Raw genomic sequence first — 15,042 nt, 5'->3', positions numbered from 1 at the left:
CGCTGATTTGCCAGACTGTACGGGGCGGGTTTGCCGAATGCGTGACCGTCCCCGCAAAATCGAAGTGATCCTATGCCGACCGCGCCAACACTTGAACTTCGCCGCTATTCGCGCCTGAAAAATTTGCGGGAGCGGGCAGAACGCCAGGGTGCTGCATTGCAGTTCTGGGCGCGCACGGCATCGCTCGCCGTGATCTCCTGCTTCTTTTCATTGATCAGCCGCTGGGATGCCTCGCTGCTCTTCGTGCTGGCGGGCCTCGCGCTGTTCCAACTCGTCGGCCTGATCCAGTTTCGCTTTGCGCGCCGTCGCAACGCGCCATGGTGGATCGGTTACCTCGTCGGTACGCTGGACATCATTCTGTTGACCGTTCTGCTGGTAACGCCCAACCCGTTTTCCCTCGAGGTCGCGCCGGCCGCGATGCAACTGCGCGAGGGCAGCTTCAAATTCCTGCTGATTTTCGTATGCCTTGGCGCGCTGACCCTTTCGACACGATTGGCGCTCTATCTCGGCGCGCTCGCGGCCTTGACGTGGACGATCGGGGTGGGATGGGTGGTTTTGCATGCGGGAACCGTCATTCCGGCAACGAACCTCTATTCGCTGCCGATGACAGAGCGACTGAATCTCTATCTCAACCCCAATTTCGTCGATACGTTCGCGCAGGCGACCAATGTGTTGGTTGTGCTGATTATCGGCGCGATCATGGCGCTGGTCGTCTCTCGTTCCCGGCATCTGTCGGAAGACTACGTCAAGGCAGAGCGCGCCCGCGCCAATCTAGCCCGGCATTTTTCGCCCAATGTCGTCGACCAGCTCGCCACGGATGACGAGCCCTTCGGCCCGGTCCGCCGGCAGGATATCGCGGTGCTGTTCGCCGACATCGTCGGCTTCACACACTATTCCGAGGATCATCCGGCCGAAGCAGTGTTCGAACTACTGCGTCAGTTCCACCGTCGCATGGAGCAGGTCGTTTTCGACCACCATGGCACCGTCGACAACTATATCGGCGATTGCATCATGGCGACCTTCGGGGTTCCGCAAGCCAGCCATGACGACGCAACCCGGGCCATCCGGTGCGCTGAAGCGATGATCGCCGCTATCGAAGACTGGAATGTCCAGCGTGTGTCCAGGGGATATCCACCGCTGGACGTTCGGATCGGTGCACAATATGGCGCCGTCGTCCTCGGCGCGGTCGGCAGCGAGCGCAACCTGTCCTTCGCGGTGGTGGGCGACACCGTCAACGTCGCCAGCCGTTTGCAGGCGCTCTGCCGTGAACTTCAGGCGAATATTTGCTTTGGGTCACGACTGATCGAGGCCGCGAAGGCGGAATCGCCCGCGACACAGTTGAATGCGCGCGATCATGGACCGGTTAGCATCCGCGGCCGGGACGAACCGGTCCATGTCTGGGTCGAACACAGAGCCGAAAACCAGGGCGCCATCGCGGTTTCGGCGTGATGCAGGCCGCCATGTGAAATGCCTGCACCTCATGACTCAGGCCGAAGCCATCACGTGTCTGAGGCGATTGCGCCAGCCTTCGCGGCTGCGGCGTCGGTGCCTGCCTTGTCCTCCCAGGTCACCGCCCGGTAGTCGAAACCATATTCCAGCGTCGGTTTGACGATGCGGAAGAATGGTGACAGGTCGAAGTCGCGCGGCGTGTAGAGCGAGTGGTGGCGGATGTGCAGGATTTCGCGGCGCGAATAGTTCGACTGCGCCGAGGCGCGGCCGGGCGCGCGGGTGATCTCGGGCAGGATCGGGTAGCGGATCTCGCCATAGGCTTCGGCGATCAGCGTCGAGCAAATGGCGCGCGTCGGATCGCCGGAACCGAAAGCCAGCATGCGGCGGCGCCAGCGCACCGGCACCGGCGGCGTCGGCAGGAAAAAGCGCAGCATGTCGAAAATGTTCTTGAGATCGTATTTCAGGCCGAGCTTGCCGATCACGAAGGCGACGACATGGTCGCGGTCTTCCGGGGTCAGCCCGCTCGCCCGGCAGATACGGGTGTTGTAGGTGCGGTAGCGCGACAGCGGCACGGCGACACAGCCTTCGCCGAGCGTGACTTCGATCAGCCGACGCCGTTCCGATCCGTCCTCCGGTTCGGACAACGCATCGCCGATATAGAAGGCCGCATGCGACCAAGTCGACTTGTGTCAGGTATTTGATGGCCGCGGAGATCTTCTGGTTGCCTTCGATGAGCAGGATGTCGCCGGGTTCGAGCGTGCGCCGCAACGTCTCGGCGTCGGACGGCGTGTAGGGCTCATAGCCCGAGGATTCGTCCTGCAGCCGGCCGGCAAGCCAGCGGCCAAGTCGGTCGAGAAGCGTGTCGCGCGGCGCGGTCATGGTAAAGTGTGACTAGCACGAGGTGACGTCCTCGGCCATGATCAACCGACCGGGACCTCTTTCGACAATACCGGGCCGGCGAGGTCGTCGCGCGCATTGCGCGCGAGTTTCTTCGTCGAGCGCTTGGGGCTGTCGCCGAACAGCTCGGCCGCTCCGGCAAGGCAGCTCTTCTTCAGGCTTTTTTCCGAGCGCTTCAAAAGCTTGCCAAGAAGCCTTGTGTCCTGCGCATCGCCGAGCGGCTCACCGTCGGCCTCGAGCAACACGCGCATGACGAAGACGTCGTGCAGTTCGCCGAGTTTTTCGCCAAGTTCATCAACTGCCTTGCGCCGCACCTTGATCGGCGTCGGCCATAGCCGGCCGAGCAGCGACAGATGCATCGAGTGGGTCTTGGCAGCCTTGCGCAGATCGTGGAAATCCTCGGCTCCTCCGTGGGATCCGGCCTTGTCCAGCGCCTTCCTGGCCCGGCGCAAGGTCTTGCGAGCGCCTTCCGCAAGCACATCGGCTGCATGCTCAGGCAGATCGGGGAGCAGCAGCCGCTCTATCCTGATGAGGCCTTCCTCGCAGGCGGCGGTGGCCGCGCCTATGGCGGCGTCGAGGCCGGCGCCGGCATGCATTTCATGCTGGCGGGCAATCAGCCGGTCGCGCACGCTGTCGAGGCCGCCGCCGGCAACCTGCTCGGGAAAGGCGGCTGCCAGCCGGTCGACGGTCTCGACCAGGGCGGTCGCCTCGCGCGGCCCGGCAAGCAGCGCCGCCACCTGCCGGTAGCATTGATTCTCAGTCTGACAAAATGTTTCGTTGCCGGAACGGACCAGCCGCAGCAACGAACGCGCACTCTTCAGCCGCTTGCGGCATTTGTGCAATGCCTGCTCCGGCTGGTCGCGCGCGACGGCCAGATGGGCAAGCGCCTTGCCGATCTCCTCGCCAAGGATACGCCTGACCTCGCCGGTCAGCGGCAGGCGCGGGTCGATGCGAAAGCTCATGCGGCGATCTCCGGAATCCCCCTAGAGCATGATGCCGAAAAGTGTGAAGCGGTTTTCGGACGACATCATGCTCCATATCTTTTGATTTAGAGCCGGATTCCGATTTTAGGTCGACCCGACCTAAAATCATCCGGCTCTAGGGCGAGCGACGCGTTGTAAAATCTCTGCTCGCCGGTCACTTCGCGGCCGAGCCAATCAGGCAGCATGTCGTCAGGTACATCCTCCGGCGTCTCCAGTTCGGCCACCACAAGGCCGGCTAGGATCCCGCCGAAAACATCGACTTCGTAGAGATAGCCGCGATGCCTAACATGGTGGCGTGTCTTCTCGATGACATGTCCGATGGCGAAGGCCAGCATCTCCTCGGCATCAGTCAGAGGAATTTCATATTCGTATTCGTCGCGCTCGCGGATCTTGCTGCCGAATTTGAGCGTCAGCTTCGCCGAACTGCCGTCGCTGATGCGCACGCGCACGGTGCGGCCAGGTGCTGCGGCAAGATAGAACTGGCGAATGCGTATATTCGCCTCGGCCATTTCTAGCCATTCGGCGCTGGAGACCAGGAACTTGCGTTCGACTTCCTTGCCCATGGCCGCGCACTAAAGCGTCTGCGGCCCGACATGGCAAGCGGCCGTAGACAATCAATTTGACTTTAATCAATCGATTGATTAAACAGGCCACATGATCAAATCCGCGCCCGACAAAATGCCTCGCCAGGAGACATCGCCCGCCGAGCAGACGCGCGCCGCACTGGTGCTGGCCGCGCTCAAACTGTTTGGGCGGCAGGGCTTCGACGGCACCTCGACGCGCGAGATCGCGGCGGAGGCGAAGGCCAACATCGGCTCCATCGCCTATCATTTCGGCGGCAAGGAAGGGCTGCGCGGGGCCGCCGCCGACCACATCGTTGAGACCATCCAGGCGGTTGCCGGCCAGGCGCTCGGCGGCATGCAGCTGCAAGGTCAAGCCAGTTCAGAGACGGCGCGGGCGCAGCTCTCGACCGCATTGGAGCGGATGGTAGGATTTGTCGTCGCCAGGCCGGAGGCGGGCGAGATCGTACAATTCGTACTTAGAGAGTTGTCGCATCCGACCGCCGCACTCGACCGCATCTATGACGGGGTGTTCGAACCGACGCATCGCCGCCTCTGCCAGATCTGGGAACAGGCGACGGGCGAGCCGGCCGAAAGCGAGGCCACCAAGCTCGTGGTCTTCACGCTGATCGGCCAGGTCATCTATTTCCGCATCGGCCGCGAAGCAGTGATGCGTCGTATGGGCTGGCGCGAGATCGGCAACACCGAAGCCGCCAAGGTGGTGGCGGCGGTCACAAGCAATCTTGGCGCCATACTGGCGGCCCGAAATCCGGTCGCCCGCAAGGAGGGCAAGCGATGAGTTTTCTCTGTTCCCTGCCGCTCGCAGCCCAGCTGTTCGGCGCCTGCGCGCCGGCAGCGCCGCTTGCCGTCGGCTATGTCGAGGGCGACTATGTCTTGCTGGCGCCGATCGAAGTGGCGCAGGTCGAGACCGTCGCGGTCAAGCGCGGCGACCGTGTTGTATCAGGCACGCCGGCGGTGACTCTCGAAAGCGCCGACGCAAAAATCGCCGTCGCCCAGGCAGAGGCCGCGCTCGCCCAGGCGCAGGCGCAACTGGCCGACCTGCAGATCGGCAAGCGGCCGGAGGAGATCGCGGTGCTGAAGGCCGAGGTCGACATGGCCAAGGCCCAGGCCACGGATGCCAAGCGCAAATACGACCGCGCCGCCGACCTGTTCAAGCGCGGTGCCGGCACGCAGGCCGACTACGACACCGCCGCCGCGACGCTGGAGACCGCCAATGCGCAGGTCGGCCAGGCGCAGGCCAACCTCGCCGTCGGCGGTCTGCCTGCGCGTCCCGAAACGATCAAGGCGGCAGAAAATCAGGTCAAACAGGCGCAGTCGGCGTTGGAACAGGCTGAGTGGCGGCTATCGAAGCGCGTGCTGGCGGCACCCTCGCCCGGCCGCATCAATGACGTCATCCGCAATCCCGGCGACACCGCTGGTCCGACCGCGCCTGTCATTTCGATGTTGCCGGACGGTGCGGTGAAGCTCAGCGTCTATGTCCCGGAAAGTGCGTTCTCGTCGATCAAAGTCGGCACGCTGCTTGTCGTCCATTGCGACGGCTGCGGGCCGGAGGTGAAGGCGCGCGTCAGCTATGTCTCGCCCGACCCGGAATTCACCCCGCCGGTGATCTACTCGCTCGAGAACCGGCAGAAGCTGGTCTACCTCGTCGAGGCGCGGCCTGAGGGCAAGGCGCAAGCGCTGCAGCCCGGACAGATCGTCGATGTCGAGCTGGCGGCCTCCGCAAAATGAACGCCATCGACGTTCATGGCCTGGTCAAGCGTTTCGGCGACAAGACTGTCGTCGACCATGTGACGATGACGGTGGCCGAGGGCGAGATCGTCGGCTTTCTCGGGCCCAACGGGTCCGGCAAGACGACGACCATCCGCATCATGTGCGGCCTGCTGACGCCCGACGAGGGCGAAGGTACGGTGCTGGGTTTCAACATCCGCACCGAGTCGCTCCGCATCAAGCGCGAAGTCGGTTACATGACGCAGAAATTCTCGTTCTACGAGGATTTGACGATCGGCGAGAATCTCGAATTCGTGGCGCGGCTCTACCGACTGAAGCCGGTCGAGGAGCATGTGTCGAAAACGCTGGAAGAGCTTGGCCTGACGAGCCGCCGCAACCAGCTCGCCGGCACGCTGTCGGGCGGCTGGAAGCAGCGGCTGGCACTGGCCGCCTGCATCATGCACAAGCCGAAGCTGCTGCTGCTCGACGAGCCGACCGCCGGCGTCGATCCGAAGGCGCGGCGCGAATTCTGGGACGAGATCCACCGGCTGGCGAGCGGCGGTCTGACCGTGCTGGTGTCCACCCACTACATGGACGAGGCCGAGCGCTGCCACCGCATCAGCTACATCTCCTACGGCAAGATGCTGGCCACCGGCACGGTGGACGAGGTGGTGACGAATGCCGGTCTGACCACCTTCGTACTGCAGGGACCGCGCCTCGACCAGGTCGCCGATGCACTCAGGGACCGGCCCGGCGTCGACCAGGTGGCGCCGTTCGGCGCGACGCTGCATGTCGTCGGCTCCGACAAGGCAAAGCTCGAAAAGGCGCTCGCCGATGTCGAGAAGGAGCACAAGGGCGTCAGCGTAAAACCCGGCGAGACCAGCCTCGAGGACGTCTTCATCCAGTTCATGTCCGGCTCGAAGGACAATATGGCATGAACAGCGTCTTCTCCTTCGCCAGGCTCGGTGCGCTGCTGATCAAGGAATTCATCCAGATGCGGCGCGACCGCATCACCTTCGCCATGATGCTGGGCGTGCCGCTTTTGCAGCTGGTGCTGTTCGGCTACGCCATCAACAACGATCCCAAAAGCCTGCCTGCCGCACTGGTGGCGACCAGCAACGACCCCTACACCCGCGCCATTGTCGCGGCCCTGCAGACGACCGGCTACTACCGCTTCGACCATGTTGCGCAAAGTGCCGAGGCTGCCGAATTCCTGATGGCGCGCGGCGATGTCGCCTTCGTCGTCACCATCCCGGCCGATTTCGGCCGCCGGGTGGAGCGCGGCGACAATCCGCAGATACTCATCGAGGCCGACGCCACCGACCCGGCCGCCGCCAGCGGCGCCATCTCGACGCTAAGCAAAGTGGCCAGCCAGGCGCTGCTTCGGGCGCAAGGCATGCAGGAGGCGGCGAGTGAGGCCGCCAGGGGCCAGCTCGATGTGGTGGTGCACCAGCGCTACAATCCGGAAGGCATCTCGCAATACAACATCGTGCCCGGCCTGCTCGGCGTCATCCTGCAGATGACCCTGGTGATGATGACCTCGATCGCGCTGACCCGCGAGACCGAGCGCGGCACGATGGAAAACCTGCTCGCCATGCCGTCCAGCCCGTTCGAGATCATGCTGGGCAAGGTGCTGCCCTATCTTGTGGTCGGTGGCGTCCAGGTGGTGGTGGTGCTGGCGGCGTCCAAGCTTCTGTTCGCCATTCCTTTCACCGGCTCGATGTCGCTGCTGCTTACCGCCGTGCTGGTGTTCGTGCTGGCGCTGGTGCTGCTTGGCTACACCATCTCGACCATCGCCCGCACGCAGATGCAGGCGCTGCAGCTGACCTTCTTCTTCTTCCTGCCGTCGATCCTTTTGTCCGGCTTCATGTTCCCCTATCGCGGCATGCCGGGCTGGGCGCAGACCTTCGGCGAGATTTTCCCGCTGACGCATTTTTTGCGCATTACCCGCGCGGTGATGCTGAAGGGCGCTGAACTGCCGGCGGTTGCGGGCGAGATCGCCTGGCTGGTCGGGTTCGTGGCCTTGTTTGCCGGCGTCGCATTGGTGCGGTTCAGGCGCACGCTCGACTGAGCGTTCAGGAATTGAGCGATCGCGGACCGCTGACGAACGGACTGCCCCTGACATAGAACCGCAGCGGGCGGTCCGCATCCTTCGTGATGCCGATGCGGATGCCTTGGCCGATGTCGCCGGGCTCGTGTTCGTCGGCTGCCAGCCATAGCGGGCCTTGGCGGCACAGATCGAGGCCGTCCAGCGAACGGTCGATCCGCAATGCCTGGGCGAGCCGCCCCGGCCCGCGCGCCAGGTCGCGCAGGCGCTCCACGCCCCGGTTCAGCCGCATGATGGCGATGCCTTCGAGCGGCTCCAGCGCCCGGATCAGCACGCCGGTGCCGGTGCCCGGCCCCTCGCTCGAGACATTGAGCATCCAGGAGACCCCATAGGCGAGGTAGACGTAGGCGTGTCCGGGCCCGAGGAACAGCGAACGGTTGCGCGGCGTCATGCCGCGATAGCCGTGCCCGGCGGCGTCGCCGGTGACATAGGCCTCGGTCTCGACGATACGGCCGCTGACGATGCCTTCCGGCAGCTCCCGCACCACGAGCTTGCCGATGAGATAGCGGGCGAGATCGGCCGTATCATCAGGCAGTTCGGCACGATCGAGCGGATGGTGGCCGGTCATGCTACCGCCGCCGTGTTTTCAAGGTATCCGTTCGACCCATTGCGCGCGCGACTGCCCCGGCCCGAACGGATCGCCGAAATACTGGGTCTCGCGAACCACTTTGCCATCGACGAACTCCATTATGCTCACCGTATAGGACGGAATCCCGTCATAGGTCAGGACATATTCGGTGATCCAGAGGTCGCCTGACCCGGTGATCCGCCGCACGGCAAAGCGCTTCCGGTTGGGCTGCGTGGCGCGCGACGACTGGATGTTGTGCCGTCCGCTGATGCGCTCGCCTGATTGCGGATAATCGAGCACCGCGTCCTCGCGATAGATCTGATGCTCCGTCTCGAGATCATTGGCATCGGAGGCAGCCCAATGGCGATCGAGAGCCGCCCTTATCTCAGTGTCTGCCATATCGGTTCTCAGACCGCGGCCATGATCTCGGCATAGGTGGTGAAATCGACATTGCCGCCTGACAGCACGACGGCGACGCATTTGCCCGACAGTTCGATCTCGCCTGACGAGAGCGCCGCCAGCGCCACGCAGCCGCCGGGTTCGACCACCAGCTTGAGATGGGCCATGGCGTCGCGCACCGCCTGTGCGGCCGCCTTGTCGGAGACGGCGATGGCGCCGGCGAGGTTCTTGCGGTTGATCTCGAAGGTGATGGCACCGGGCTCTGCGGTGAGGATGGCATCGCAGATCGAACTGTGGCCGGGCTCGTTGGAAACCCTTTTTCCCTCGATCAGCGAGCGGCGGGTGTCGTCGAAATGCTCGGGCTCAACCGCCCAGATTGCCGTGGCCGGCGAGGCATCCTTGACGGCGATCGAAATGCCGCTCGTCAGGCCGCCGCCTCCACAGGGAATGACGACCGCGTCGAGGCTGACGCCGAGCGCTTTTGCCTGGCGCATCAGTTCGAGACCGATCGTGCCCTGGCCGGCGATGATGGCCGGATCGTCGAAAGGAGGCACCAGCACCATGCCCTTGTCCATGTAGGGTCGCACCACCGTCATGCGGTCGTCGCGAAAGCGGTCGAACGGCACCACTTCGGCGCCCATCTTGCGGACATTGGCGATCTTCATCGCCGGCGCGTCGGCCGGCATGGCAATGACCGCCTTGACGCCGAACATGGCAGCCGCCGCGGCGACGCCCTGAGCATGGTTGCCTGAGGAGAAGGCGACGACGCCGCGGCTGCGCTCTTCTTCGCTCAGCGAAGACAGTTTGTTGTAGGCGCCGCGGAACTTGAACGAGCCGGTGCGCTGCAGCGTCTCCGGCTTGAACAGGATGCGGCCGCCGAAGCGTTTGTTGAGTTCCAGCGATTCGATCAAGGTCGTTTCGGCGATCAGGCCGGAGAGCCGCGCGGCGGCGGCATGGATGTCGGCGATGCCGGGAAGCGTGGTCATGGCGAAGTCCTGAAAGGGATGAGATCGGCGCATGGTGCACGCAAAGGCAGGCCACGCACCAATGAAAAAATGTGACCGTTACAAAGTTTGGCGGGCATGAGCGGCGACGAGGGTCAAACTGGCCCACCTCTCCCGCCTTTATCAGCCGGGCCGTATCGGCTAAGGGCGGGGGAGCAGAATCCCGGACCGCCAGACATGACCGCCAAGCCAAAACCCCTGTTTCTCGGTATCGACACCGGTGGCACCTATACCGATGCCGTGCTGTGGTCGGAACAAGGCGGGCCAAAAGGCAAGGTGCTGGCCAAGGCCAAGGCGCTGACCACGCGGCACGATCTTGCCGTCGGCATTTCCGGCGCGGTCGATGCGGTGCTGGGAAAATCGGCCACCGATCCGGCCGCGATCAAACTCGTGTCGATGTCGACGACGCTCGCCACCAATGCGCTGGTCGAGGGCCAGGGTGGGCGTGTGGCGCTCATCATGATCGGCTTTACCGGGGCCGACCTTGCGCGCGACGGGCTGAAGACGGCGCTCGGCACCGATCCGGTGGTGTTTTGTCCGGGCGGCCATGACGTGCACGGCAATGCGGCCAAGCTCGATCTGTCGGGGCTGGAAGCAGCACTCCCTGAACTCGGCGCCTCGGTGTCGGGCTTTGCCGTGTGCGCCTATTTCGCCACCCGCAACCCGGCGCATGAACTCGCCGCGCGCGACCTCATCCGCGAAAAGACCGGCCTGCCGGTGACCGCCAGCCATGAATTGTCGGCCAAGCTCGGCGGTCCGCGTCGCGCGCTCACCACCTTGCTCAACGCCAGGCTGATCTCGATGATCGACCGGCTGGTGGCGGCAACCGAAGGATTTTTGGAAGCCCGCAACATCGCAGCGCCCCTGATGGTGGTGCGCGGCGATGGCGCGCTGGTTTCGGCGGCGTTTGCCCGCCAGCGGCCGATCGAGACCATCCTCTCCGGCCCGGCCGCCAGCCTGGTCGGCGCCCGCCACATGACGGGCCTGGACAACGCCATGGTGTCCGACATTGGCGGCACCACCACCGATGTCGCCGTGCTCGACGGCGGCCGTCCTCGGCTCGATCCCGAAGGCGCCACTGTCGGCGGCTTCCGCACCATGGTCGAGGCGGTCGCCATGCGCACCTTCGGCCTCGGCGGAGATTCCGAAGTGGCGCTGGAAGATGGCGCGCTCAACCCGAAAATCCTGCTCGGGCCGCGCCGCCTGGTGCCACTGGCGCTGGCCGGCATGATGCATGGTGCTTCAGTGACATCGGAGCTCGAGCGCCAGCTCAGGGCGCCCAACCCCGGCCGCATGGACAGCCGCTTTGCGTTGCGCACCGGCGTGCCGGACAGGCTCGCCGCCGGCCTGACCGCGCCCGAGGCGAAACTGTATGAACTGATTGGTGCCGTGCCGCTCGCCATCGACAGGCTGCTCACCTCGAACGCCCAGAACGCCACGCTGAACCGGCTGGTCTCGCGCGGTCTTGTGCATATCTCGGGCTTCACCCCCTCGGACGCCGCCCATGTGCTCGGCAAGCAGGCCAACTGGGACCCGCTTGCGGCCCGGCTCGGCGCCGAACTGTTTGCCCGCAAGCGTGATGGGCGAGGCCAGTACATCGCGCCGTCTCCGGAGGTGATTTCCGAACGCGTGCTGCTGACGCTCACGCGCTGGTCGGCCGAATACATTCTGGAGACAGCCTTTGCCGAGGATGGGCTGGATGGCGCCGCCACCGTCGCGCATGCGCTGGTGCAGCGCGCCGTCGATTCCCATCCCGGCATCGCAAGGCTCAGCGTCGCGCTCGATCGTCCGGTCATTGGCCTCGGCGCCTCGGCGCCGCTGCACTATGCCGGCTTGGCCGAGCTGGTCGGTAATGAGTGCGTGGTGCCGGAGGATACCGATGTCGCCAACGCGCTCGGCGCCGTCGTCGGCCAGGTCCGCGTCTCGGCCGAAGCCCGCGTCAGCCAGCCCAAGGAAGGTTTGTTCCGGGTCGCGTCGGGGCAAACGGTGCGCGACTTCACCGACGAGGCCGAGGCGATCGCGGCAGCGGAGGCTGATGTGCGGGCGATCGTAGCCGCGCGCGCGAAGGATGCCGGCACGGATAATGCCGAGATCGACGTTTCGACCGAGTTCGAGGTGTCTACGGTTGAGGCCCAACGGATGTTTATCGAAGCGCATGTGGTGGCGGTTGCATCGGGTCGGCCGAGGATCGCGGTTTAGGGTAATCTCCCCCACGAGGGGGGAGATCAGCAGCTTCAAAATCCCCGGCTTCACCCTAAGCTGAATTGACCCTTCACCCCTGACATGCCAAAGGCCGCAAAGCCTTTCATCTGGAGAAGCCCTGATGACCGATCGCGTCGAGATCGCCGGATTGCGGATTGCCCGCGAACTGCATGACTTTGTCGGCGAGGCGCTGCCGGGTACCGGTATTGCCGCGGACGTTTTCTGGAACGGCTTTTCGGCCATAGTGCATGATCTGGCGCCGAAGAACCGAGCGCTGTTGGCCAAACGCGACGCCATGCAGGAACAGATCGACGCCTGGCACCGCGCCAATGGCGCGCCCATCGATATGGAGGCCTACAAAAGCTTCTTGCGTGAGATCGGCTATCTCGTGCCCGAAGGGCTGGCCTTCTCCGTGTCGACCGACAATGTCGACCCCGAGATCGCCACCGTTGCCGGGCCGCAGCTGGTGGTGCCGGTGATGAATGCGCGTTATGCGATCAACGCCGCCAATGCCCGCTGGGGCTCGCTCTACGATGCGCTCTACGGCACCGACGCCATTGCCGAGACCGGTGGCGCCGAGAAGGGTAAAAGCTTCAACCCCGTGCGCGGCGCCAAGGTGGTTGCCTGGGCGAAGAGTTTTCTGGACGAGTCCGTGCCGCTCACCTCGGGCAAATGGGCCGGCGTGAACGGGCTGACGGTTTCGGGTGGCACCTTGCGGCTCGGCGCCGGCGCCGGCGGCACCACGCTGGCCAACCCGAAACAATTTGCCGGCTATCGCGGCGACGGCGCCAACCCGGAAGCCATCCTGCTGGTCCAGAACGGCCTGCACATCGAGATCCTCATCGACCGCACCAACCAGATCGGCCGCACCGACCCGGCCGGCATTGCCGACGTGATCCTGGAATCGGCGCTGACCACCATCCAGGACTGCGAGGATTCGGTCGCGGCGGTGGATGCCGAGGACAAGGTCATCGTCTACCGCAACTGGCTCGGCCTGATGAAGGGCGATCTGGCGGAGGAAATCAGCAAGGGCGGCAAAACCTTCACGCGCAAGCTCAATCCGGACCGCGCCTGGACTGCGCCCAGTGGTGGCGCGCTGAGCTTGCCTGGCCGCTCGCTGATGCTGGTGCGAAACGTCGGTCACCTCATGACCAATCCGGCCATCCTCGACCGCGATGGCAACGAGGTGCCGGAAGGCATCTTGGATGCGGCGATGACGGCGCTGATCGCGCTGCACGATGTCGGCGCCAACGGGCGTCGGATGAATTCCCGCGCGGGCTCGATGTATGTGGTGAAGCCGAAGATGCATGGGCCGGAGGAAGTCGCCTTCGCAGTCGAGATTTTCGACCGCGTCGAAGCGCTGCTCGGTATGGCGGCAAACACCATCAAGATGGGCATCATGGACGAGGAGCGGCGCACCACCGTCAACCTCAAGGAGGCGATCCGCGCCGCCAAGGAACGCGTCGTGTTCATCAACACCGGCTTCCTCGACCGCACCGGCGACGAGATCCACACCTCGATGGAAGCCGGGCCGATGATCCGCAAGGGCGACATGAAGCAGGCCGCCTGGATTTCCGCCTACGAGGCGTGGAATGTCGACGCCGGGCTCGAATGCGGGCTGGCCGGTCATGCCCAGATCGGCAAGGGCATGTGGGCGATGCCCGATCTGATGGCGGCGATGCTGGAACAGAAGATCGCGCATCCCAAGGCCGGCGCCAACACCGCCTGGGTGCCGTCGCCGACGGCGGCGACGTTGCACGCCACGCACTATCACAAGGTCGATGTCCATGCCGTCCAGGCGGCGCTCAAGAGCCGGCCGAAGGCGAAGCTCGATGATATATTGTCGGTGCCGGTGGCGGTGCGGCCGAACTGGACCCCCGACGAGATCCAGCGCGAGCTCGACAACAATGCGCAAGGCATTCTGGGCTATGTCGTGCGCTGGATCGACCAGGGCGTCGGCTGCTCGAAAGTGCCCGACATCAACGATGTCGGCCTGATGGAAGACCGCGCCACGCTGCGCATCTCCTCCCAGCACATCGCCAACTGGCTGCACCACAAGGTTTGCTCCGAAATTCAGGTGATGGATTCGCTGCGGCGCATGGCAGCGATCGTCGACCTCCAAAATGTCGGCGACCCGCTCTACCGCCCGATGGCCACCGATTTCGACAATTCCATCGCCTTCCACGCCGCCTGCGACCTGGTGTTTAGAGGCCGCGAACAGCCGAATGGCTATACGGAACCGGTGCTGCACGCACGGCGGCTGGAGCTGAAGGCGAAAGAGCGGGCCTGATCCTGCGGCGGAAAGGCGTCGGCTGAGGCTGCGCAGCTTCGCGACCGCACTCGTGGGAAGACGCTGCCTCCATTGCCTGCAATCACTAATTTAGCCTGCAGCGTGACTGTTTTGACACAGGTTTCGCAAGGATTTGGGTGTATTGCTAAGACATTGATCAATTGATGGTCGGGTCGGGGACATCCATGCGGCTTTTTGCAGGAATTTTGCTGGTTGCGGGCATGACTGTGACCGGGGCCAATGCAGCGGATTTCGTTGAACCGGTAGCCTCCACCTATTCATGGACCGGCTTTTACATCGGCGCGAATGCGGGTGGCGCCTTTGGCAATATCGACGGCAACTTCATAGGCATCACTGGATCGGCCGACATCAGCGACTTCACCGGCGGTGTCCTGGTCGGTGCCAACTATCAATCCGGCCCGTGGGTTTTCGGTATCGAAGGCGACATAAATTATCTGGGCTTCAAGCAGGAATTCGACGACGGCGGTCTTTTTGCGCGTGCAAGTCTGGATGCCTACGGGACGATCCGGGGTCGCGTCGGCTACGCATTCGATCAGTTTCTGCCCTATGTCACCGCTGGCCTTGCCGTAGGCAATGTCAAGATCGACGAACATGTCTTCAACGAAACCGAAACCAAGCTTCAGACCGGATATGCGGTCGGCGGCGGTGCGGAATATGCTTTCAACAACAATTGGACCGTTCGCGCGGAATATCTATACGTCGACCTCGGCAAGAAGGATTTCGGGTTCGATCCCGTCGATCCTTACAACGTGAAGACGAATTTCAGCGTCGTTCGCGCAGCCTTCGCCTACAAGTTCTGACTTTTAGCAAAGCCAGACATCATCGGTTCTTGAT

13 protein-coding genes and 1 pseudogene are annotated in these 15,042 nt (G+C 63.9%); 8 read left to right on the top strand and 6 right to left on the bottom strand.

Going from position 1 to position 15,042, the window contains the following annotated elements:
* The first annotated feature begins 72 nt into the window (after positions 1-72).
* Positions 73-1,449 (top strand): adenylate/guanylate cyclase domain-containing protein, encoded by a 1,377-nt coding sequence (locus NKI61_RS03365; protein ID WP_352838839.1) that lies wholly within the window; start codon positions 73-75, stop codon positions 1,447-1,449.
* 50 nt (positions 1,450-1,499) lie between these two features.
* On the opposite strand, the pseudogene NKI61_RS03360 reads toward NKI61_RS03365, so the two are convergent.
* The 3 genes and pseudogenes from NKI61_RS03360 to NKI61_RS03350 form a co-directional block, all read right to left on the bottom strand.
* Positions 1,500-2,328 (bottom strand): annotated as a pseudogene (locus NKI61_RS03360) (YiiX/YebB-like N1pC/P60 family cysteine hydrolase).
* A gap of 41 nt (positions 2,329-2,369) precedes the next feature.
* Complete coding sequence (locus NKI61_RS03355) at positions 2,370-3,308, bottom strand: CHAD domain-containing protein (protein ID WP_352519085.1); 939 nt, start codon at positions 3,306-3,308, stop codon at positions 2,370-2,372.
* A gap of 86 nt (positions 3,309-3,394) precedes the next feature.
* On the bottom strand, positions 3,395-3,892 hold the full coding sequence (locus tag NKI61_RS03350) for a CYTH domain-containing protein (protein WP_023814548.1): 498 nt from the start codon (positions 3,890-3,892) through the stop codon (positions 3,395-3,397).
* Between the two features lie 91 nt (positions 3,893-3,983).
* Between NKI61_RS03350 and NKI61_RS03345 the strand changes: the two genes are divergently transcribed.
* From NKI61_RS03345 to NKI61_RS03330, 4 genes are read left to right on the top strand one after another with little or no spacing between them, the layout of a single operon-like run.
* Complete coding sequence (locus NKI61_RS03345) at positions 3,984-4,688, top strand: CerR family C-terminal domain-containing protein (RefSeq protein ID WP_023748243.1); 705 nt, start codon at positions 3,984-3,986, stop codon at positions 4,686-4,688.
* Positions 4,685-5,638 carry an HlyD family secretion protein gene (locus NKI61_RS03340; RefSeq protein WP_352838838.1) on the top strand — a complete coding sequence of 318 codons (954 nt, stop codon included), beginning with the start codon at positions 4,685-4,687 and terminating at the stop codon, positions 5,636-5,638. The genes NKI61_RS03345 and NKI61_RS03340 overlap by 4 nt, the downstream gene beginning before the upstream one ends.
* Positions 5,635-6,555 carry an ABC transporter ATP-binding protein gene (locus NKI61_RS03335; protein ID WP_023673289.1) on the top strand — a complete coding sequence of 307 codons (921 nt, stop codon included), beginning with the start codon at positions 5,635-5,637 and terminating at the stop codon, positions 6,553-6,555. The genes NKI61_RS03340 and NKI61_RS03335 overlap by 4 nt, the downstream gene beginning before the upstream one ends.
* Positions 6,552-7,688, top strand: coding sequence for an ABC transporter permease (locus NKI61_RS03330; RefSeq protein WP_023681282.1), 1,137 nt, complete (start codon positions 6,552-6,554; stop codon positions 7,686-7,688). Before NKI61_RS03335 ends, NKI61_RS03330 begins: the two co-directional genes overlap by 4 nt.
* 4 nt (positions 7,689-7,692) lie before the next feature.
* Here NKI61_RS03330 and NKI61_RS03325 read toward each other — a convergent pair whose 3' ends face one another.
* Genes NKI61_RS03325 through NKI61_RS03315 form a run of 3 tightly spaced genes read right to left on the bottom strand, consistent with a single transcriptional unit; the run spans position 7,693 to position 9,677 of the window.
* Positions 7,693-8,292, bottom strand: a complete 600-nt coding sequence (locus NKI61_RS03325; protein ID WP_023728790.1) for a DNA-3-methyladenine glycosylase — start codon at positions 8,290-8,292, stop codon at positions 7,693-7,695.
* 18 nt (positions 8,293-8,310) lie between these two features.
* Positions 8,311-8,691, bottom strand: coding sequence for a nuclear transport factor 2 family protein (locus tag NKI61_RS03320; protein ID WP_352838837.1), 381 nt, complete (start codon positions 8,689-8,691; stop codon positions 8,311-8,313).
* 8 nt (positions 8,692-8,699) lie between these two features.
* On the bottom strand, positions 8,700-9,677 hold the full coding sequence (locus NKI61_RS03315; RefSeq protein ID WP_352838836.1) for a threonine ammonia-lyase: 978 nt from the start codon (positions 9,675-9,677) through the stop codon (positions 8,700-8,702).
* A 195-nt stretch (positions 9,678-9,872) separates the two neighbouring features.
* On the opposite strand from NKI61_RS03315, the gene NKI61_RS03310 reads away from it, so the two are divergent.
* From NKI61_RS03310 to NKI61_RS03300, 3 genes are all read left to right on the top strand, one after another.
* Positions 9,873-11,894, top strand: a complete 2,022-nt coding sequence (locus NKI61_RS03310; RefSeq protein ID WP_352838835.1) for a hydantoinase/oxoprolinase N-terminal domain-containing protein — start codon at positions 9,873-9,875, stop codon at positions 11,892-11,894.
* A gap of 124 nt (positions 11,895-12,018) precedes the next feature.
* The gene (locus tag NKI61_RS03305) at positions 12,019-14,187 is read left to right on the top strand and encodes a malate synthase G (protein WP_352838834.1); all 2,169 of its coding nucleotides are present in this window, start codon (positions 12,019-12,021) and stop codon (positions 14,185-14,187) included.
* A 185-nt stretch (positions 14,188-14,372) separates the two neighbouring features.
* A complete protein-coding gene (locus NKI61_RS03300) occupies positions 14,373-15,008 on the top strand; it encodes an outer membrane protein (protein WP_023825822.1) in 636 nt (211 codons plus the stop codon).
* Positions 15,009-15,042: the final 34 nt, after the last annotated feature.

The sequence above is a fragment of the Mesorhizobium sp. M0514 genome (assembly GCF_040321145.1).
GTDB lineage: Bacteria > Pseudomonadota > Alphaproteobacteria > Rhizobiales > Rhizobiaceae > Mesorhizobium.
The sequence above is the reverse complement of the archived record's forward strand: the minus strand, read 5'-3'. Positions and strand labels throughout refer to the sequence as shown.

Excerpts from the sequence above, each read along its gene's own strand:
- NKI61_RS03355 (WP_352519085.1), bottom strand. The coding sequence starts at position 3,308 with ATGAGCTTTCGCATCGACCCGCGCCTGCCGCTGACCGGCGAGGTCAGG.
- NKI61_RS03340 (WP_352838838.1), top strand. The coding sequence starts at position 4,685 with ATGAGTTTTCTCTGTTCCCTGCCGCTCGCAGCCCAGCTGTTCGGCGCC.
- NKI61_RS03305 (WP_352838834.1), top strand. The coding sequence starts at position 12,019 with ATGACCGATCGCGTCGAGATCGCCGGATTGCGGATTGCCCGCGAACTG.
- NKI61_RS03310 (WP_352838835.1), top strand. The coding sequence starts at position 9,873 with ATGACCGCCAAGCCAAAACCCCTGTTTCTCGGTATCGACACCGGTGGC.
- NKI61_RS03325 (WP_023728790.1), bottom strand. The coding sequence starts at position 8,292 with ATGACCGGCCACCATCCGCTCGATCGTGCCGAACTGCCTGATGATACG.
- NKI61_RS03350 (WP_023814548.1), bottom strand. The coding sequence starts at position 3,892 with ATGGGCAAGGAAGTCGAACGCAAGTTCCTGGTCTCCAGCGCCGAATGG.
- NKI61_RS03335 (WP_023673289.1), top strand. The coding sequence starts at position 5,635 with ATGAACGCCATCGACGTTCATGGCCTGGTCAAGCGTTTCGGCGACAAG.
- NKI61_RS03320 (WP_352838837.1), bottom strand. The coding sequence starts at position 8,691 with ATGGCAGACACTGAGATAAGGGCGGCTCTCGATCGCCATTGGGCTGCC.
- NKI61_RS03365 (WP_352838839.1), top strand. The coding sequence starts at position 73 with ATGCCGACCGCGCCAACACTTGAACTTCGCCGCTATTCGCGCCTGAAA.
- NKI61_RS03300 (WP_023825822.1), top strand. The coding sequence starts at position 14,373 with ATGCGGCTTTTTGCAGGAATTTTGCTGGTTGCGGGCATGACTGTGACC.
- NKI61_RS03315 (WP_352838836.1), bottom strand. The coding sequence starts at position 9,677 with ATGACCACGCTTCCCGGCATCGCCGACATCCATGCCGCCGCCGCGCGG.
- NKI61_RS03345 (WP_023748243.1), top strand. The coding sequence starts at position 3,984 with ATGATCAAATCCGCGCCCGACAAAATGCCTCGCCAGGAGACATCGCCC.
- NKI61_RS03330 (WP_023681282.1), top strand. The coding sequence starts at position 6,552 with ATGAACAGCGTCTTCTCCTTCGCCAGGCTCGGTGCGCTGCTGATCAAG.